This window comes from Fischerella sp. PCC 9605 (assembly GCF_000517105.1).
Lineage (GTDB): Bacteria > Cyanobacteriota > Cyanobacteriia > Cyanobacteriales > Nostocaceae > PCC9605.
Map to the genome: position 1 here is coordinate 1503703 of NZ_KI912149.1, position 16290 is coordinate 1519992.

The window sequence follows — 16290 nt, forward strand, 5'->3', positions numbered from 1 at the left end:
ATGAACAACACTATTTATCAAGTTGAGCAACCAACCCTACAAACACAAAGACTGATTCTTAGACCTTTCACTGTTGCAGATGCACCTTATGTACAACGCTTGGCTGGTGCATGGAAATTGCGGCTATGACCCTGACTATCCCTCATCCCTACGATGATGGTATGGCAGAGGAGTGGATAAAAACTCATCCAGCAGCATTCAAAGAGGGGAAGGATGTTAACTTCGCGATCGCACTACGCAATACAGATGCGTTGTGTGGGGCGATCGGTTTAGGAATCAACCAAGACCATAACCATGCTGAGTTGGGCTACTGGATCGGAAAACCCTATTGGGGGCAAGATTACTGTACGGAAGCAGCAAAGGAAGTGTTGCGATACGGTTTCCAGGTATTGGGGGTGCATCGCATCTGTGCTACTCACTTTCCACGTAACCCTGCATCAGGACGAGTGATGCAAAAAATTGGTATGAAGCTCGAAGGTTATCGGCGTCAGCACGTACTTAAATGGGGTAAATACGAAGACATAATCGACTATGGAATTCTCAAAAGTGACTGGCAGATGAATTTACAAGGTTAATGGTATGCGAATTATTTTTACCAAACACCAAGGCAAGCAGGACTGGATGGAGTGTAGACGCGATGATGGTAATTCCACGCGATGTCCAATGGCTAAACAAGGTATTTTGCCGCATGATTTTATTCACTACGTTGTTGAAGATACGCTGAATTTGAGACGAGGATTTTACGGTTGGGAGGATAATGAAAAATACGTTTTCAATTTGACAAGAATAGGATATCAAGCAGATGCTGCTCAATGAGCGCTATCGAGTGATTCAGACTCTGGGAAGCGGTGGATTTGGAGAGACTTTTTTAGCGGAAGATACCCAGATGCCTTCTGGTCGCCGCTGTGTAATAAAACAGCTCAAACCGATTCAGAATAATCCCCATATTTACCAATTAGTGCAAGAGCGGTTTCAGCGAGAAGCAGCAATTTTAGAAGATTTAGGCGGCTCTAGTGAACAGATTCCCGCATTGTATGCTTATTTTCAACTAAATGGTCAATTTTACTTAGTTCAAGAGTGGATTGAAGGTGATACACTCACAGCAAAGGTAAAACAGCAGGGCTTATTCAGTGAAAGCACTGTTCAGGAAATATTAGCCAGTTTATTATCAGTTCTAGAGTACATACACTCCAAGCGGATTGTTCACCGCGATATCAAGCCGGACAATATCATTTTGCGCGATCGCGATCGCCAACCCGTGCTTATTGATTTTGGTGCAGTGCGGGAATCAATGGGAACGGTGCTAAATTCACAAGGTAGTCCCACAAGTTCGATCGTGATTGGTACACCAGGATATATGCCCAGTGAACAAGCAGCAGGTAGACCAGTTTATTCTAGCGATTTGTATAGCTTAGGTGTAACAGCTATTTATTTGCTCACAGGCAGACAACCGCAAGAACTAGAGACAGACTCACGCACAGGGGAAATTATTTGGCACAACTACGCTGTAAATGTTATTCCAAAACTCACAGCAGTAATTGATCGGGCAATACAGTATCATCCTCGCGATCGCTTTGCTAGTGCCGGAGAAATGCTAGATGCATTACAGAGTAACGTAAATTCCATTCCGCCTACACAACCTGCCTTTACTCAACCATCAATGCAACCTCCACCATCTCCTGCAACTGTGAATTTAAATACAGTGCCTACCGTTCAAAGTAATGGTCGAAATAGTATTCTCATGGCAAGTGCGATCGCAAGTGGTTTAATCGGTGCATCTGCGATCATTAGTTTTGGGTTAACTAAATTTTCTCAACCAGTAGCACAGCAAAAGGTTCCATCGACTGTTAAATCGCCAATAGAAACTCCCAACCTTACACCCACACTGACTTCTACACCAGCCTCAACCATCTCTAAACTGCCAGATAGCACTACAACTGCAAACGATTATGCTTGGCTTTCTCAAAGACTGGTAACAGATGCAGATTTAGATGTAAAAGATGGTTTTGAGTTAGATATTATGCGAAATTCGATTTTTGCACGTTACGGTCGGCGTTTTGACACTCCAGGCTTACAAAAATATTTTGATAGCCAGCCTTGGTATCGTCCAATATATTCAGCCAAGAAATTTCCTTCTAATTTATTGTCACAGATAGAAAGGCAGAACGTTGAATATATTTCCAAATATCAAGACCGTTACAATCGTAGATATTTTAAGAAATAAGTGGGTAATGGCTAATTGCTAATGGCAATTAACGCCTGATGTGAATTGAAGCTAAGACAAAAATCATATTAGAGGCTATTTATAAACAAAATAAAGTAGGGTGTGTTACGGCATAAGTGATTAAAGATAGCGAAAATCAATATTTATGCCGTAACGCACCAGTCATCTCGGTGCGTTACGCTTCGCTTTAACGCACCCTACAAACTTAAGATTTACTTTATAAATAGTCTCTTATGGAAATCGACCACAGATGGAATTGGTGATTGGTGATTGGGGAAGAGGTAGTTTTATTTTCCATTACCCATTACCGACTGAGAGTGAATTCACTTAGACGTAATTAAAAATTAGCAATAACTAAACTAGTGACAGGAAAAAATTTGTAAAATATATTACTTCCTTACTTATCCTGATGTAATTTTATGCAAACGCTGCTCAATCACCGCTATCAAGTCATTCAGACTCTGGGCAGTGGTGGATTTGGGGAAACGTTCTTAGCAGAAGATACCCAAATGCCCTCCCGACGCCGCTGTGTCATTAAACAGTTAAAGCCGATTCAGGACAATCCCCAGGTTTATCAGTTGGTACAACAGCGGTTTCAACGAGAAGCAGCAATTTTAGAAGCACTGGGTGATGGCAGCGATCAGATTCCGCGGTTGTATGCCTACTTCTCGGAAAATGGGCAATTTTATTTAGTACAAGAGTATATTCAAGGACAAACTCTTACCGCCAAACTACAACAGCAGGGTTTGATGAGTGAGAGTACAGTCAAAGAAATCCTTACCAACATTTTACCAGTTCTCGATTATGTCCACAGCAAAGGTATTGTTCACCGGGATATCAAGCCAGACAATATCCTGATTCGTTATGCCGATCGCAAACCAATCTTAATTGACTTTGGCGCAGTTAAAGAAACAATCGGAACGGTAGTCACTCCCTCGGGGAATTCCACAAGGTCAATTGTAATTGGTACACCAGGGTTTATGCCCAGCGAACAAACCGTAGGACGCCCAATGTTTGCCAGTGATATATATAGTCTAGGTTTAACAGCGATTTATTTGCTCACAGGTAAGATGCCGCAAGAGTTGGCAACCGATCCGGCGACAGGTACGCTGTTGTGGCGGCAACATGCTTTAAGTGTAACCCCCAGCTTTGCAGCTGTATTAGATAAAGCAATTCAGTTTAGTGCAGGCGATCGCTTTGCTAGTGCCAGAGAAATGCTGCAAGCACTGCATGCTGGTGCTTCCCCACTTCCTCCTACCGTGCCTTACAGCCAACCACTAGCAGCAACTGTACCACCTCCCCAGACATCTCAAAACACAGTAGCCGTCAGTCCGGGTAATACCTATCAACCTCCTGCTAATCAAAGCAGTAGCAGCGGACAAAGGGGAATCCTAATAGGCAGTATTATCGCAGGTGGCTTGATTGGCGCATCTGTAATCATTGGTATTGCCCTCAGCAACAAACCACAACCCTCACAGCCAACAGTTTCATCGACTCAATCAACCACCAACAACCAACCACCAACCACCAACCAACAACCAACACAGCAATCCAACTTTCCTATCATTTCAGCACCTTCCCCACCAACTTTAGAAGAACCACAGGAAACTGCATCACCCGAACCAACGCCAGATAGTGACATTACCGAACCTACTCCCAACCAAACCCCAATTTCTGAAGATACTCAAGCAACAGCCCCACAAATTGATAAACCATCTCCAGAAGAATTTGTGCGAAATTATTACGCAACTATTAATCAAGGAGAGTATCAGGCAGCGTGGAATCAGTTATCTCCCAACTACCAAAATAATAGACGCCTGCACCCCAACGGCTATCTTTCTTACGTTGATTGGTGGGGAGGGCAAGTTCAACAAGTAGAGGTCAAACAAGTAAGTTTATTAGAAACTGGTACAGAAACAGCTACAGTAAAAGCTCAATTGAAATATTTGCTGAAAAATGGAAAAAAAGCCCCTGGTTCCGTAAACTTCTCACTGTTGTGGGATGCAGAAAATAGTAAATGGGTAGTTGCAGATGCTAGATAGATGAGCAGATGGGAGATGCTATTGATTATTCACTAAGCTGTGGATATAACCTATCTCCAGTCGCAGTATCAAACACAAATAACTTACTTAGGTCAACTTCTAACAAAAGGCGATCGCCCGGATGTGGATGTACATCTGCACCCGCCTGCACATTCAGCATTACCCCCGAACCAGGTAAACCCGCACGAATCAAAGTCTCCCTTCCCAAAGGTTCCACCACCTTCACCTCAACCATCAACTCTCCAAATTCTTCTCTTGGCGTCCTTTGGGTTTTATGTGGTTCGTTTATTAAAATATTTTCTGGACGAACACCCAAATCAAACCCTTGCCCTTCCCGCAGGTGCAACTTCTCCTGCATATCCGCTGTAATTGGTATCACCTGCCCATTGACATCAAAACTCCCAGTCGTATACTTCGCTGGTAAAATATTCATCGGCGGACTACCCAAAAAAGTCGCTACCATTCGGTTCGCAGGCTTAGCATAAATAGACTGCGGTTCGCCGATTTGTTGAATTCTTCCCCGGTTCAACACCACAATCTTATCAGCCAAAGTCATCGCCTCTACTTGGTCGTGGGTAACGTAGACTGTGGTAATTCCCAGATTTTGATGTAACTCTTTTAACTCAGCCCGTGTATCATCTCGTAATTGGGCATCTAAATTCGATAAAGGTTCATCGAGTAAAAATACTTGGGGTTGACGGGCGATCGCTCTCCCCAATGCTACCCGTTGTTGCTGTCCGCCAGAAAGTTGCTTGGGTTTGCGTTCTAAAAGGTGTTCCAAAGAAAGCGATCGCGCCACTGTCACCACCCGTTCTTGAACTATCTTTGGGTCAACTTTCCGCATCCGCAACCCAAAAGCAATATTTTCTGCCACACTCATATGGGGATATAGCGCATAATTCTGGAACACCATCGCCACATCCCGCTGTCTGGCGGGGACATTGTTCATCAACTTATCCCCAATATAAAGTTTGCCAGAGGTAGCAGTTTCCAAACCGGCAATAGTTCGCAAAATCGTAGACTTACCACATCCCGAAGGCCCCACCAAAACCCAAAACTCGCCATCAGGTATCTTAAAGGTAATATCCTCTATAGCGGTGACATTGTTGAATTTGCGCTTGATGCTTTCGAGACTAACGCTAGCCATTGTCCGGTTTTAAATTTGAAATTTTGGATTGGTCTGGGAACGAGCGATCGCATTTTATCTTGAAAACTCTCATTCCAGTAATGCCATGAACTCATCCCTTGTAAGTTCAGCATCTCGCAGTATCTTACGTAGCAATCCCCTACCTATAATTTTACCAGCATGAACAGGTATCGTGACCACTCGCCCGTCTTCATGTTGCATCCGCACATGACTACCTTTTTGACGTACCACCTGAAAGCTTGCTTTTTCAAGGGCGTTGCTCGCTGCATCACCTGTTAATGCTGGTAGTTTTGGCATCAAACTACTACCTTTTGAACACCTACAAACTCCGACAGATTTTCATCAGTTTCTTCTTCCAAACAAAGTTCAATCACTTCTTTAATGTTGTTCATCAGCTCATCAATTGTTTCTCCTTGGCTATAACAAGCTTTTAGCTGCGGAACTTCTCCCACGTAATAACCATCTTCATCTCGTTCTATGATGACGTAGAATTCTCGCTTGCTAGTATCTAGCATTACCTAAATCTCTCCAACTACAATCAACTTGGCGAATTCACCGACCAAGCAGGATGAGAAAGTAAAGACGCAATCACTCGCACTCCTCGCAGTTGATTGGAAAGGGGCAAATGACCTCTGGGGGCGCTCAAATCCCAAGTAAACTCTTGAGGGTAGCGCGTCCAGTTATTGCCCTTTTTCCAACCGATTTTCACCCACAGATTGTCCCAATTTTTCCCCAAACCTAACCAAATTTCTCGCTGTACCGAAAAGCCAAATTTGCCTTCGGAGTGAACTAACCACAGCTTATTGATGGTTTGTAAATCGGTCACGGGGAAATTGTCTACTTCAGTAAAATATAGCCATTTGCGTTTAATTGCCTCAGTACCTGCAATTTCACACATTTTTTGCAGGGTGATGCGATCTGCTGCTTGGAAATCTTGAGTTGCAAGTAGCTGTTGCAAGGGGCTGTAATCAATGCCGCACTCTGATTGTAGAGGTACAACGCCTTGTGGAAAATGGGTTCGCAGAAATTCTTTAACTTGAGGCAAATCAGAGTTATGCAGAACTTGGTAAGCTTTGCCATCAACCCAAGTTGCTGGTTTGTCGCGACGTTGCAGCAAAAATTCCATCAGGATATCAAATCCGCCATTACCAAGGTTAGCCAGTTGTGGGATCGTTTGTTGTTGGACTTGAATAGACCCAGCGATTAACTGGCTGCGGAGGGATTCGATGTCAGAAGATGTGCCTGATACAATCATTGGGTCTGTCATGCCATTACTCAGAAAACGCGATCGGTGGACAAGCGATTAGCTATCAAATTTAGTAGATGGGTAAACACTGGTAGCGTAAAGTAGTTTACAGGAAATTGTCCTTCAAACATACTCATTCTATACTTTCACCCTCATTATTTGTATCAGTAGTTGTAGTAGCCAAAGACCTGATAAACTCTCGCAAAATATCAGTTTTGGTTCTACCTACAGCCTGACAGTGGGATTCTAACATTGCGAACTCCTGCTCAGTCACCCTGATAGTAATCTCTCTTTTATTCTTCATTGCTGTCATTTTGCTGTATATTCCCAGAGTACACTAATTGCCCGTGTAGGCGATAAGATAGCATCGAAGACTCTGCGACATAGTGAAGGGGAAAGACTCTGCCTCCTAACTTTATCAAAACTATGCACAGCAAAATCTGCTAGCCTTCCAAACAGGAAATTGTTGTTTGTTGATTGTTGATTGTTGTTTGTTGTTAACTGTTAACCACCAACTACCAACAACCAACCACAAACAAATAAGGCAGCTGATGTCGCTGCGTCACAATCAGGAGTGTGCGAATGTACGAAAAAATTACTCCCCCCTCAACCGGAGCAAAAATCACCTTCAAAAATGGTGAGCCAACTGTTCCTGACAATCCGATTATCCCCTTTATTCGCGGCGACGGTACTGGTGTCGATATCTGGCCTGCTGCTCAAAAAGTGTTTGATGCTGCTGTAGACGTAGCATATAAGGGCAAGCGGAAAATTAGCTGGTTCAAAATTTACGCTGGCGATGAGGCTTGTGAATTATACGGTACGTATCAGTATTTGCCCCAAGACACCCTGACAGCGATTCAAGAATATGGTGTTGCGATCAAAGGGCCGCTAACAACCCCGGTTGGTGGCGGTATTCGTTCCTTAAACGTTGCTTTGCGACAAATTTTTGAGCTGTATGCTTGCGTGCGCCCTTGTCGGTACTATGCTGGTACGCCTTCACCCCACAAAAACCCAGAAAAACTCGATGTTATTGTTTATCGGGAAAATACGGAAGATATTTATTTGGGGATCGAGTGGCGGCAAGGTAGTGAAATTGGCGATCGCTTAATTAAGTATCTCAACACAGAACTCATTCCCGCTACGCCAGAATACGGCAAAAAACAAATTCCCCTTGACTCTGGCATTGGCATTAAACCCATTAGCAAAACTGGTTCCCAGCGCTTGGTACGACGTGCCATCAAACACGCCCTCCAACTACCCAAACACAAGCAAATGGTGACTTTGGTGCATAAGGGCAATATTATGAAGTACACCGAAGGCGCTTTTCGTGATTGGGGTTACGAACTGGCAACCACTGAGTTTCGGCAAGAGTGCGTCACAGAAAGGGAATCGTGGATTTTGAGTAACAAAGAGAAAAACCCCGATCTCACCCCAGAAGAAAACGCCCGGATGATTGACCCTGGATTTGATGCCCTAACTGTTGAGAAAAAAGACCAAATTGTCAAGGAAGTGGAAACAGTTCTTAACTCAATTTGGGAAACTCACGGTCATGGCAAATGGAAAGACAAGGTGATGGTAAATGACCGCATCGCCGATAGTATTTTCCAACAAATCCAAACTCGACCAGATGAATATTCGATTCTGGCAACTATGAACTTGAATGGCGATTACCTGTCCGATGCGGCGGCGGCTATTGTTGGCGGACTGGGAATGGGCCCGGGGGCAAATATTGGCGATGAATGCGCTATTTTTGAAGCTACTCACGGTACTGCACCCAAACACGCTGGTTTGGATCGGATTAATCCTGGTTCAGTGATTTTGTCCGGTGTGATGATGCTGGAGTACCTGGGATGGCAAGAAGCCGCTGACTTGATCAAAATAGGGATCGGAAGTGCGATCGCCAATCGTCAAGTCACCTACGACTTAGCAAGGTTGATGGAACCACCAGTAGAACCGTTGAAGTGTTCGGAATTCGCCGAGGCAATTATCAAGCACTTTAGTTAAATATCAACTTCAGTAGAGCGCGTTACGGTTTTGCCGTAACGCACCTTTTCAAAGTGATTTGGACACAGATCCCCGACTTTTATAAAAAGTCGGGGATCTTGTTGTTCACGCATGATTTAGGACTGCTATATACTTAATAAGCATCACGTCGATGAACGATAGTATTGACGATAACTTGACTGCTCTCATCATCAACTTGGTAAATCACTCAATAATCACCGATACGATAGCGATAGTAACCAGCAAAATCTCCCTTCAGCGCTTTAATATTGGGATGAAAACGCGGATTTTGTTCCAAGTATTCAAAACATCTGGCAATTTTCTTTGCTAAAGCTTGGTCTGCTGAGGCATAAACTTCCTGTGCTTCAACCGATAAAACAACTTCATACATCAGATCTGATGTTTCTCCAATTAGTTACCTTACCTGCTGCAATATCCTTTTTCCCACGCTCAAAGGATTCTATAAAACCAGGTATATCAAGTAATTCCTGAGTTGCTTCTTCGCTTTCCTTCTCAGATAGATATGCTATAAATTCAGCTACCATCTCTAAGCGTTCAGATGATAATCCATCTAAATATTGATTGATTTGCTGGCGAATTGTGGTGGAATTCATAGTTTTTTCTGGCATTTGCTTACTTTAAATGTAGGACTCATATTTGATTTTTGAAATATACGTAGGGGAGGCAAAAAGGGGTGTGGATTTTCCTCCCCCTTTATTGCCGTTGCGTTATGCCTCTGGCTAACGCACCATCCAAAGGCTTTGGTGCGTTACGCGATCGCGTAACACACCCTACAGATACTTAGATTTTTTCATAAATCAAATCGGATTCCTATATCAACAGATAAACTACTGATTTGGAAGATACAAGTCTCGACGCAACAGCAGAGACCAACCACCGCCTCCTGTACTTTCTCCCACTCTACCCCACTTCCACCTTGTTCCACCTGCAACACCTCCTTCCCCTACAAAAACAGGGAGGTGTCCTTCAGGTGCTTTGAGGTCATAAGTCAAATCGGTGTAGTAAGCTACTTCTGCGGATGCCAAAATCTCTGCACCATCGTTTGATTGAAAAGGCTGAAACAGAGGACGTAAGTCTTAATCAGTATATTGTGTATTTGTTGAGCGCATCAGTGTAAATGATATTTTGAGTAGCACTTGGGCAAACTGCGCGATGGTGCTCAGACGCGAGGTAATTTATATATACTTTTACAGAGTTCTCATACCCTATCTATCGCCCCTTCCTTTAACAGGATTGGGGCTTTAGTTGTCATATGTTATCTTTATTGATTAATCTTAATATTTCTTATGGTAAGTTTAGACTCTTACTAAAGCGGGAAGAAAGCTAGGCGGAAGCGAAAGGGAAAATATAAAAAAAGAGTTTGCTTCAAGCGTGTTGAACCCAACGCCTGGAACACCTTCTGATGAATTAACACATTTAGTAAATACATTTGTTTTATGAGTTATCTGTTCAGCCCAAAAAATTTAGGTAAAAAACAAATTTTAGTTGTTGACGATGTTATAGATAATTCTTTGCTAATAGCAACAATACTAGAAGCAGAGGGTTATCAAGTTGATATCGCTTCTTGTGGGTATACAGCGATTTCTAAAATTGAAGCCAATCCACCAAACCTGGTGCTGTTGGATTTGATGATGCCAGAAATAGACGGCTATGAAGTAGCCAGATGGATTAGACAGAATCATCCTTCTATTTCAGTGATGATAGTTACTGCTTATGATGAATTACCTGCATTTGAGCAGCAGCAAGTACAGGTAGATGGGGTCATTCGTAAACCAATTAATATTGATGAATTAGTGACGCAAGTGCAAGCAATTTTAGAACATAAATAAATGCAGGAAAAAGTAAAATGTAATTTTTAGTAATTAACTCAGACAATCTCAATCAATCGATCAACTATGAACACAATCTACCGTTTGATTGTAGATTCATAATATAGTTGTGTCTCAATGACGTTATAGATAATTGAGAACAGTTATAGTAATTAACCACTAAAAATCTACCAGTAGCCAGAGAAAGTATCTGCTTTGAGAGCGTAGTACATTTACTATTGTCTAGAGGAGGCTAAATAATTGATGCCTTCTAGATTTCTGCTCATGAAAGATTTCAGTGAATTGTTGGCTGAGAAAGTAGAAATAATTGCACAGCGTTGGGTGGATGCGGTTATTCAAGACAAACAGATTAAAAGTACCGAACACCTATCTCCCAAAGCAGTTAGAAACCACATTTCGGATGTTCTCACTGCCATAACCACCGTATTGAGTCAAACGCAGGAGAGCGATTTTGAGACAATTGCTCAAGCCAGTTTTAATCATGGTACGTTGCGAGCAGAACAAGATTTTGATCCGACAGAAGTGGTGCAGGAGTATCACCTACTGCGTTCAGTGATTTTGGCACATCTACGTACAGAACTGTTGCAAGCCAATACTGAAGAAGTACTGCGAACAGTATCTGTGATTAATGAAGTCGTAGATGCAGCGATCACCGAATGTTTTAAGAGCTATGTTAGTATGCGATTGCAGGGATTAGAGCAGGTGCAAGCGCAGTTGAGCTTGACAGTAGAAGAATTAAAGCGGCTAGTCAATGCCAACCAAGATAATCTCTCAATATTGGCACACGAACTCAAAGCACCACTAACCTCAATCATCGGTTATTCAGACCTTTTTTTGCGCCAAAATCGTCAGTCTCAAGTGAGAGACACCATTCCTAGCCTTGAACATATTGAAAAAGTACTGAAAAACGGTCATCTGTTGCTGCGCTTAATTAACGATGCACTGGAACTTTCCAGGTACGAAGCAGGCGCAATCGAGCTAGAATTAGCCTTAACAGATGTGCGTTCTGCGATCAACACAGCTGTAGAAATCATGCAACCCTTAGCTGACGAGCGAGGATTACAGCTGGTGCTGAATATTGAAGATGCACCACCTCAAGTACTAACAGATCCGTTGCGATTGCAACAGATTTTACTGAACTTAATTAGTAACGCCATTCGCTATACAGAAAAGGGTAGCGTTACTATAGAGTGCTGTACAAGAGCAGACAATCAATGGTCAATCTCAGTCATCGATACAGGGATTGGCATCAGCGAGGAAGATCAAGCACGACTTTTTCAACCTTTTGTTCGTGCTAAATCTACTAAAAACCAGCATCCAGCTGATAGCACTGGTTTAGGACTGGCGATTGTGGAGCGTCTTGTCGAACTGTTGCAGGGGAAAATAGATCTAGTCTCTCAAATCGGCCAGGGTTCTATATTTACAGTTATTCTGCCACTAAAGATGAGCTATTCAGAAGAAGCAGAGGATAAAATAGAAAAAGCAACATCAGAGTAAAACTAATCTTAGAACGATTATAGATAGAAGCTTTGAGCTTGTGAACAAAAAGCTATTTGTCCAAGAATAAACTTAAAAGTCTAGTTGAAAATAGACTGCGGAAAATACGAATTTTTGGAGGCGCGGCTGGTCTTTGTGAATAGACATAAAAGTCAGAGGAACTTGCTAGCCGCAAAAACTATGATTCATAATTTATTAAATAATAAAAAGCAACTGTTTGACAGCTGGGCACCAAGTTATGACTGGCTATTTCCTTCAGTGTTTTACCAAGCCATCCACAAACGGCTGCTAGAGTATGTTGATTTACCATCTCACTCATATGTACTTGACCTAGGTTGTGGTACTGGACGCCTGCTTGATCGTCTAGCAACTCGGTTTCCTGATTTATATGGTACGGGATTGGATCTATCTCCGCAGATGTTGCGCGTAGCGCGACAGAAGAACCGCCATCATCCACGTTTAATTTATATTGAAGGCAAAGCAGAATCTCTTCCTTTTGCTAATGGTCAATTTGATGCTGTTTTCAATACTTTGAGTTTCCTGCACTATTTGCAACCCGAAGTAGTTTTTGCTGAAGTAGCACGGGTGCTGAAAACAGGTGGACGCTTCTACTTGGCTGACATAACTTTAAAAAGTCAGGCAGAATCTCAGCTGATGCCTATAACCTCTGGTGGAGTTAGATTCTACAGTCCAAAGAACCGTGAGTTTCTTGGCTGTTCGGCAGGACTTGAATGTGTAGGTAACAACTATTTACTTGGCCCTGTCTTGCTGACGATTTTTGCTAAAAAATAGGGACTAGGAACTAGGGAAGACAGAATCTTGATAATGCATGAACACTACAGGAACAATACGCAGTTTCCTTGCAAATTCAGACAATCGAAACTTAGCCTGGATTGATGGTGCTAAGTCTCTAAAACAAACGGGTACAAAACCGAAGCGATTGTAAAATTCTGCCAGTTGTTGACCCAGACATTCCAAATACAGTGGTTGAGTAGCAGAGTGAATTAGATGCTGAGTGAGAAAACTTCCCAAACCACGACCCCGCCAAGCTGATGCTACAACCAAACTACCCAGTTCTTGTGCACCAGAAAAGTTACGTAACTGTCCGCAAGCTACTATTTGCCCATTGCATTGAATCACCCAAAATTGCTGCCAACGTATTTGTGTTGGGTCAAGTTTTGCTGATAGTACCAACCACCGAATTGACCAAATGTCAGCAGACGTTGCCTTGCGAAGGGTACAACCAGTAGGCAATGATAAATCTTTTTGTTTCATATTCTGTAAAAATTTATTTTTATAAATACAAACAAAAATAAACTTATAGTTAATTCCAAAAACAAAAATTTGTCATAATGAGTAAAATTGGCTGCATATTAAACAAAGTCCGTAAAGCCAGACTTTATCAAAAAGAGAAAATAAAACTAAATTTGCTATCAACTATTAGCTAGCTATCTTAAGTGCCAATAAATACAGAAAAGCAAAAGCTAATTAGTAGAAATGGCTGATTTTAATTAACAGACACGAGTGAAAATTATAATATCCATTCTGCCGAGCGTTCCCCTAAATCTAGAGGAATACTAACAGCTTTGCCAAGTCGGGGACGTTCGCGTGTCCGTTCAATATATTTTTGCACCTGCGTGCTTCCACCCAAGTAATTCAGATAATTAGCAATGCTATCGAGATGCTCTTGGTACTCTGCCTCACTCAAAGGAAAAGAAGCTTGTTCTAGGTACTTCCACATCACTTGCACGAATATTTTACCTTGAGTGCGGCGCAGCTGGACATCATAAGACCGCCCCCACTTCTCAAGCAACAGTTGACGTAATTCTTGTCCTGTCATGGCTGTTCTCAATTATATTTTACATTTGGTTATGATGTTAAGTTCGGTTACTCAAGTATGATAAGAATATAAAGAAATGTAATGCTACAAGAAGAGATGCTAGAAATATCTTGAAGAGAAAAACTGGCTTCTTTGCGGGCATGGGTATCTTAGGATAGACGTGAGTTTCTCGATAATTAGAACTCAAGTCAAAGTTGTTAACAAAACACACCAAGAACGCGTAGATTATGGCTCAATTTTCTGAATCAATGGACGTGCCCGATATGGGGCGTCGCCAGTTTATGAATCTTCTCACTTTTGGAACTGTAACCGGAGTTGCTCTAGGGGCATTGTATCCTGTTGTCAAGTATTTTATTCCACCTTCTAGTGGTGGTGTTGGCGGTGGTACAACTGCTAAAGACGAACTGGGTAACGATGTTAGTGTCAGCAAGTTTTTAGAAAGCCATAATGTGGGCGATCGCGTTTTGGTTCAGGGACTCAAGGGCGACCCCACTTATATTGTGGTAGAAAGCAAAGAGGCGATTACCGATTACGGTATTAATGCCGTCTGCACTCACTTGGGTTGTGTTGTACCTTGGAACGCTGCTGAGAACAAGTTCAAGTGTCCTTGTCATGGTTCCCAGTACGATGCAACTGGTAAGGTTGTTCGGGGCCCTGCGCCGTTGTCTTTGGCTTTGGCTCATGCTACACCACAGGACGATAAAATTGTCCTCACCCCTTGGACTGAAACCGACTTCCGTACCGGTGAAGACCCTTGGTGGGCTTAAAAGTTTCGTCATTTGTCATTTGTCCTTTGATAATGACCAATGACCAATGACCAATGACCAGTGACAAATTTATCAGAGAAACTTAGTCCTTAAGAGATGAGAAATGCTTGTACACCCGCGAGACTAACTCGCAGTGCTAGAGCAATTATGAAAACATTGCTCATAGCGATCGCTACTGTGACATTTTTCTTCACCAGCGATCTCGTCCTTCCCCAATCCGCCGCTGCTTATCCGTTTTGGGCACAGCAAACCTATCCAGAAACACCCCGCGAACCGACTGGACGGATTGTGTGCGCTAACTGTCACCTAGCAGCAAAGTCTGCTGAAGTAGAAGTTCCCCAATCAATTCTGCCTGACACGGTGTTTAAGGCTGTGGTGAAAATTCCCTACGACACCAATGTGCAGCAGGTGGGTGCTGACGGTTCCAAAGTTGGTTTGAACGTCGGTGCTGTGTTAATGCTGCCAGAAGGCTTCAAGATTGCGCCCGAGGATCGCATTCCCGAGGAACTGAAAGAGGAAGTTGGTGATGTTTACTTCCAGCCTTACAAAGAAGGCCAAGACAACGTCCTCCTCGTGGGACCCATACCCGGAGAACAGTACCAAGAAATCGTCTTCCCAGTTCTTTCTCCTGACCCCGCTACCGACAAGAACATTCACTTCGGCAAATATGCAGTTCATTTAGGTGCTAATCGGGGACGCGGACAAGTTTATCCTACTGGTGAAAAGAGCAACAACGCTGTTTACAACGCTTCCGCTACTGGCACAATCACCAAGATTGCCAAAGAAGAAGACGAGTATGGAAGCGTTAAATACCAAGTCAATATCCAAACCGACTCTGGCGAAACAGTTGTTGATACAGTTCCAGCTGGCCCCGAGTTGATTGTTTCTGAAGGACAAGCTGTCAAAGCTGGAGATGCACTGACCAACAACCCCAACGTTGGTGGCTTTGGCCAAGATGACACAGAAATAGTGTTGCAAGATCCTAACAGAGTTAAATGGATGATTGCATTTATCTGTTTGGTAATGTTGGCTCAAATTATGCTGATTCTAAAGAAGAAGCAAGTTGAGAAAGTCCAAGCCGCCGAGATGAATTTCTAGATTTTCACTGAAAAAATCATCAGTTGTGAGACAGGCAAGATGCCTGTCTTTTTTTGCGATCGCATTCTTTTCATCTAATTGTCACTTTACGTTCACATTGGGTAGTTACATTCGTATTTAGCAAACATCTTGTTTGCTCCTCACATCACACTTCACTCATGCTCTCTTGTAACCTAAAGAACAAGAGAGCATTTTCATATCCTTGAGATACGAGGTTGACAAGAGTTGACAGATGTTATGAATCTGTTTTGTAACATCGATTCAGTAATCTTCATCGACTGCTACGTATCTACACATAATTTTTATAAGCCTGTCATTAATTATTCACATAAAATCTGGTAGAATCGCTGGTAGCAAACATTAAATTTGCTCCTCACACCACACCGCAGCTCTCTTGTGTGCTAAAGGCAAGAGAGCTTTTTTTTGGCTATCATTTATTGCATAGATGCACAAAACTTACGCAACTGGCACAATTGTGTAAATTCCCTAGTTGTGGCACTAAGCCAAACTGTCTACCAAAAACTCACACCTGCTGCCGTAGTTATTACTTTTTACCAAAGAATTACTTAGGACAT

The 16290-nt window shown here is 42.6% G+C and carries 21 protein-coding genes; 12 read left to right on the forward strand and 9 right to left on the reverse strand.

Translation table 11 applies throughout. The annotated features are described in order from the left end of the window. The 5 genes from FIS9605_RS46145 to FIS9605_RS0121515 all read left to right on the forward strand — a co-directional run bounded on the left by FIS9605_RS46145 (window position 1) and on the right by FIS9605_RS0121515 (window position 4266). Window positions 1-129 carry a hypothetical protein gene (locus FIS9605_RS46145; RefSeq protein ID WP_269321058.1) on the forward strand — a complete coding sequence of 43 codons (129 nt, stop codon included), beginning with the start codon at window positions 1-3 and terminating at the stop codon, window positions 127-129. Beyond that, window positions 126-575 carry a GNAT family N-acetyltransferase gene (locus FIS9605_RS37725; RefSeq protein WP_231510411.1) on the forward strand — a complete coding sequence of 150 codons (450 nt, stop codon included), beginning with the start codon at window positions 126-128 and terminating at the stop codon, window positions 573-575. The genes FIS9605_RS46145 and FIS9605_RS37725 overlap by 4 nt, the downstream gene beginning before the upstream one ends. Before the next feature lie 4 nt (window positions 576-579). After that, window positions 580-816 carry a hypothetical protein gene (locus FIS9605_RS37730; protein WP_035139993.1) on the forward strand — a complete coding sequence of 79 codons (237 nt, stop codon included), beginning with the start codon at window positions 580-582 and terminating at the stop codon, window positions 814-816. Beyond that, window positions 803-2224: a protein kinase domain-containing protein gene (locus FIS9605_RS0121510; protein WP_026734438.1), complete on the forward strand. Its 1422-nt coding sequence runs from the start codon at window positions 803-805 to the stop codon at window positions 2222-2224. Before FIS9605_RS37730 ends, FIS9605_RS0121510 begins: the two co-directional genes overlap by 14 nt. A gap of 419 nt (window positions 2225-2643) precedes the next feature. Continuing rightward, entirely contained in the window at window positions 2644-4266 is a 1623-nt protein-coding gene (locus FIS9605_RS0121515; protein ID WP_026734439.1) for a serine/threonine-protein kinase, read from the forward strand. A gap of 25 nt (window positions 4267-4291) precedes the next feature. Here FIS9605_RS0121515 and FIS9605_RS0121520 read toward each other — a convergent pair whose 3' ends face one another. From FIS9605_RS0121520 to FIS9605_RS0121535, 4 genes are all read right to left on the reverse strand, one after another. Next, window positions 4292-5413, reverse strand: coding sequence for an ABC transporter ATP-binding protein (locus FIS9605_RS0121520; RefSeq protein WP_026734440.1), 1122 nt, complete (start codon window positions 5411-5413; stop codon window positions 4292-4294). A 69-nt stretch (window positions 5414-5482) separates the two neighbouring features. Beyond that, a complete protein-coding gene (locus FIS9605_RS0121525) occupies window positions 5483-5710 on the reverse strand; it encodes a type II toxin-antitoxin system HicA family toxin (RefSeq protein WP_026734441.1) in 228 nt (75 codons plus the stop codon). Beyond that, window positions 5710-5928, reverse strand: a complete 219-nt coding sequence (locus FIS9605_RS0121530) for a type II toxin-antitoxin system HicB family antitoxin (protein WP_026734442.1) — start codon at window positions 5926-5928, stop codon at window positions 5710-5712. Before FIS9605_RS0121530 ends, FIS9605_RS0121525 begins: the two co-directional genes overlap by 1 nt. 23 nt (window positions 5929-5951) lie before the next feature. After that, complete coding sequence (locus tag FIS9605_RS0121535) at window positions 5952-6680, reverse strand: GUN4 domain-containing protein (protein WP_026734443.1); 729 nt, start codon at window positions 6678-6680, stop codon at window positions 5952-5954. A gap of 561 nt (window positions 6681-7241) precedes the next feature. On the opposite strand from FIS9605_RS0121535, the gene FIS9605_RS0121545 reads away from it, so the two are divergent. Continuing rightward, window positions 7242-8663, forward strand: a complete 1422-nt coding sequence (locus FIS9605_RS0121545; RefSeq protein WP_026734444.1) for an NADP-dependent isocitrate dehydrogenase — start codon at window positions 7242-7244, stop codon at window positions 8661-8663. A gap of 208 nt (window positions 8664-8871) precedes the next feature. Here the strand turns inward: FIS9605_RS0121545 and FIS9605_RS37735 are convergent, their stop codons facing one another. The 3 genes from FIS9605_RS37735 to FIS9605_RS42925 form a co-directional block, all read right to left on the reverse strand. Next, window positions 8872-9054, reverse strand: a complete 183-nt coding sequence (locus tag FIS9605_RS37735; RefSeq protein ID WP_231510412.1) for a type II toxin-antitoxin system RelE family toxin — start codon at window positions 9052-9054, stop codon at window positions 8872-8874. After that, window positions 9047-9277 (reverse strand): hypothetical protein, encoded by a 231-nt coding sequence (locus FIS9605_RS0121560; RefSeq protein WP_026734445.1) that lies wholly within the window; start codon window positions 9275-9277, stop codon window positions 9047-9049. The genes FIS9605_RS37735 and FIS9605_RS0121560 overlap by 8 nt, the downstream gene beginning before the upstream one ends. 234 nt (window positions 9278-9511) lie before the next feature. Beyond that, on the reverse strand, window positions 9512-9709 hold the full coding sequence (locus FIS9605_RS42925; protein WP_026734446.1) for a hypothetical protein: 198 nt from the start codon (window positions 9707-9709) through the stop codon (window positions 9512-9514). Between FIS9605_RS42925 and FIS9605_RS41130 the strand changes: the two genes are divergently transcribed. The 4 genes from FIS9605_RS41130 (at window position 9703) to FIS9605_RS0121580 (ending at window position 12802) form a co-directional block, all read left to right on the forward strand. Beyond that, window positions 9703-9801 carry a toxin-antitoxin system HicB family antitoxin gene (locus FIS9605_RS41130; RefSeq protein WP_231510413.1) on the forward strand — a complete coding sequence of 33 codons (99 nt, stop codon included), beginning with the start codon at window positions 9703-9705 and terminating at the stop codon, window positions 9799-9801. The two genes, FIS9605_RS42925 and FIS9605_RS41130, sit on opposite strands and share 7 nt — an antisense overlap. Before the next feature lie 319 nt (window positions 9802-10120). After that, window positions 10121-10513, forward strand: a complete 393-nt coding sequence (locus FIS9605_RS0121570) for a response regulator transcription factor (protein WP_026734447.1) — start codon at window positions 10121-10123, stop codon at window positions 10511-10513. A 243-nt stretch (window positions 10514-10756) separates the two neighbouring features. Beyond that, the gene (locus FIS9605_RS0121575) at window positions 10757-12010 is read left to right on the forward strand and encodes a sensor histidine kinase (protein WP_231510414.1); all 1254 of its coding nucleotides are present in this window, start codon (window positions 10757-10759) and stop codon (window positions 12008-12010) included. A gap of 180 nt (window positions 12011-12190) precedes the next feature. After that, entirely contained in the window at window positions 12191-12802 is a 612-nt protein-coding gene (locus FIS9605_RS0121580) for a class I SAM-dependent methyltransferase (RefSeq protein WP_026734449.1), read from the forward strand. A 3-nt stretch (window positions 12803-12805) separates the two neighbouring features. On the opposite strand, the gene FIS9605_RS0121585 is transcribed toward FIS9605_RS0121580, so the two are convergent. Beyond that, the gene (locus FIS9605_RS0121585) at window positions 12806-13285 is read right to left on the reverse strand and encodes a GNAT family N-acetyltransferase (RefSeq protein ID WP_026734450.1); all 480 of its coding nucleotides are present in this window, start codon (window positions 13283-13285) and stop codon (window positions 12806-12808) included. A 256-nt stretch (window positions 13286-13541) separates the two neighbouring features. Beyond that, window positions 13542-13850 (reverse strand): DUF3067 family protein, encoded by a 309-nt coding sequence (locus tag FIS9605_RS0121590; protein WP_026734451.1) that lies wholly within the window; start codon window positions 13848-13850, stop codon window positions 13542-13544. A gap of 227 nt (window positions 13851-14077) precedes the next feature. Between FIS9605_RS0121590 and petC the strand changes: the two genes are divergently transcribed. Together petC and petA are read left to right on the forward strand one after the other, a co-directional pair. After that, window positions 14078-14617, forward strand: coding sequence for a cytochrome b6-f complex iron-sulfur subunit (gene petC, locus FIS9605_RS0121595; RefSeq protein ID WP_026734452.1), 540 nt, complete (start codon window positions 14078-14080; stop codon window positions 14615-14617). A gap of 96 nt (window positions 14618-14713) precedes the next feature. Beyond that, the gene (petA, locus tag FIS9605_RS0121600; protein WP_026734453.1) at window positions 14714-15715 is read left to right on the forward strand and encodes a cytochrome f; all 1002 of its coding nucleotides are present in this window, start codon (window positions 14714-14716) and stop codon (window positions 15713-15715) included. Window positions 15716-16290 lie beyond the last annotated feature (575 nt).

What these genes read in the sequence shown, in the direction of transcription:
- FIS9605_RS46145 (WP_269321058.1), top strand. Translation starts at nt 1, where the DNA reads ATGAACAACACTATTTATCAAGTTGAGCAACCAACCCTACAAACACAA.
- FIS9605_RS37725 (WP_231510411.1), top strand. Translation starts at nt 126, where the DNA reads ATGACCCTGACTATCCCTCATCCCTACGATGATGGTATGGCAGAGGAG.
- FIS9605_RS37730 (WP_035139993.1), top strand. Translation starts at nt 580, where the DNA reads ATGCGAATTATTTTTACCAAACACCAAGGCAAGCAGGACTGGATGGAG.
- FIS9605_RS0121510 (WP_026734438.1), top strand. Translation starts at nt 803, where the DNA reads ATGCTGCTCAATGAGCGCTATCGAGTGATTCAGACTCTGGGAAGCGGT.
- FIS9605_RS0121515 (WP_026734439.1), top strand. Translation starts at nt 2,644, where the DNA reads ATGCAAACGCTGCTCAATCACCGCTATCAAGTCATTCAGACTCTGGGC.
- FIS9605_RS0121520 (WP_026734440.1), bottom strand. Translation starts at nt 5,413, where the DNA reads ATGGCTAGCGTTAGTCTCGAAAGCATCAAGCGCAAATTCAACAATGTC.
- FIS9605_RS0121525 (WP_026734441.1), bottom strand. Translation starts at nt 5,710, where the DNA reads ATGCCAAAACTACCAGCATTAACAGGTGATGCAGCGAGCAACGCCCTT.
- FIS9605_RS0121530 (WP_026734442.1), bottom strand. Translation starts at nt 5,928, where the DNA reads ATGCTAGATACTAGCAAGCGAGAATTCTACGTCATCATAGAACGAGAT.
- FIS9605_RS0121535 (WP_026734443.1), bottom strand. Translation starts at nt 6,680, where the DNA reads ATGACAGACCCAATGATTGTATCAGGCACATCTTCTGACATCGAATCC.
- FIS9605_RS0121545 (WP_026734444.1), top strand. Translation starts at nt 7,242, where the DNA reads ATGTACGAAAAAATTACTCCCCCCTCAACCGGAGCAAAAATCACCTTC.
- FIS9605_RS37735 (WP_231510412.1), bottom strand. Translation starts at nt 9,054, where the DNA reads ATGTATGAAGTTGTTTTATCGGTTGAAGCACAGGAAGTTTATGCCTCA.
- FIS9605_RS0121560 (WP_026734445.1), bottom strand. Translation starts at nt 9,277, where the DNA reads ATGAATTCCACCACAATTCGCCAGCAAATCAATCAATATTTAGATGGA.
- FIS9605_RS41130 (WP_231510413.1), top strand. Translation starts at nt 9,703, where the DNA reads ATGCCAAAATCTCTGCACCATCGTTTGATTGAAAAGGCTGAAACAGAG.
- FIS9605_RS0121570 (WP_026734447.1), top strand. Translation starts at nt 10,121, where the DNA reads ATGAGTTATCTGTTCAGCCCAAAAAATTTAGGTAAAAAACAAATTTTA.
- FIS9605_RS0121575 (WP_231510414.1), top strand. Translation starts at nt 10,757, where the DNA reads ATGCCTTCTAGATTTCTGCTCATGAAAGATTTCAGTGAATTGTTGGCT.
- FIS9605_RS0121580 (WP_026734449.1), top strand. Translation starts at nt 12,191, where the DNA reads ATGATTCATAATTTATTAAATAATAAAAAGCAACTGTTTGACAGCTGG.
- FIS9605_RS0121585 (WP_026734450.1), bottom strand. Translation starts at nt 13,285, where the DNA reads ATGAAACAAAAAGATTTATCATTGCCTACTGGTTGTACCCTTCGCAAG.
- FIS9605_RS0121590 (WP_026734451.1), bottom strand. Translation starts at nt 13,850, where the DNA reads ATGACAGGACAAGAATTACGTCAACTGTTGCTTGAGAAGTGGGGGCGG.
- petC (WP_026734452.1), top strand. Translation starts at nt 14,078, where the DNA reads ATGGCTCAATTTTCTGAATCAATGGACGTGCCCGATATGGGGCGTCGC.
- petA (WP_026734453.1), top strand. Translation starts at nt 14,714, where the DNA reads ATGAGAAATGCTTGTACACCCGCGAGACTAACTCGCAGTGCTAGAGCA.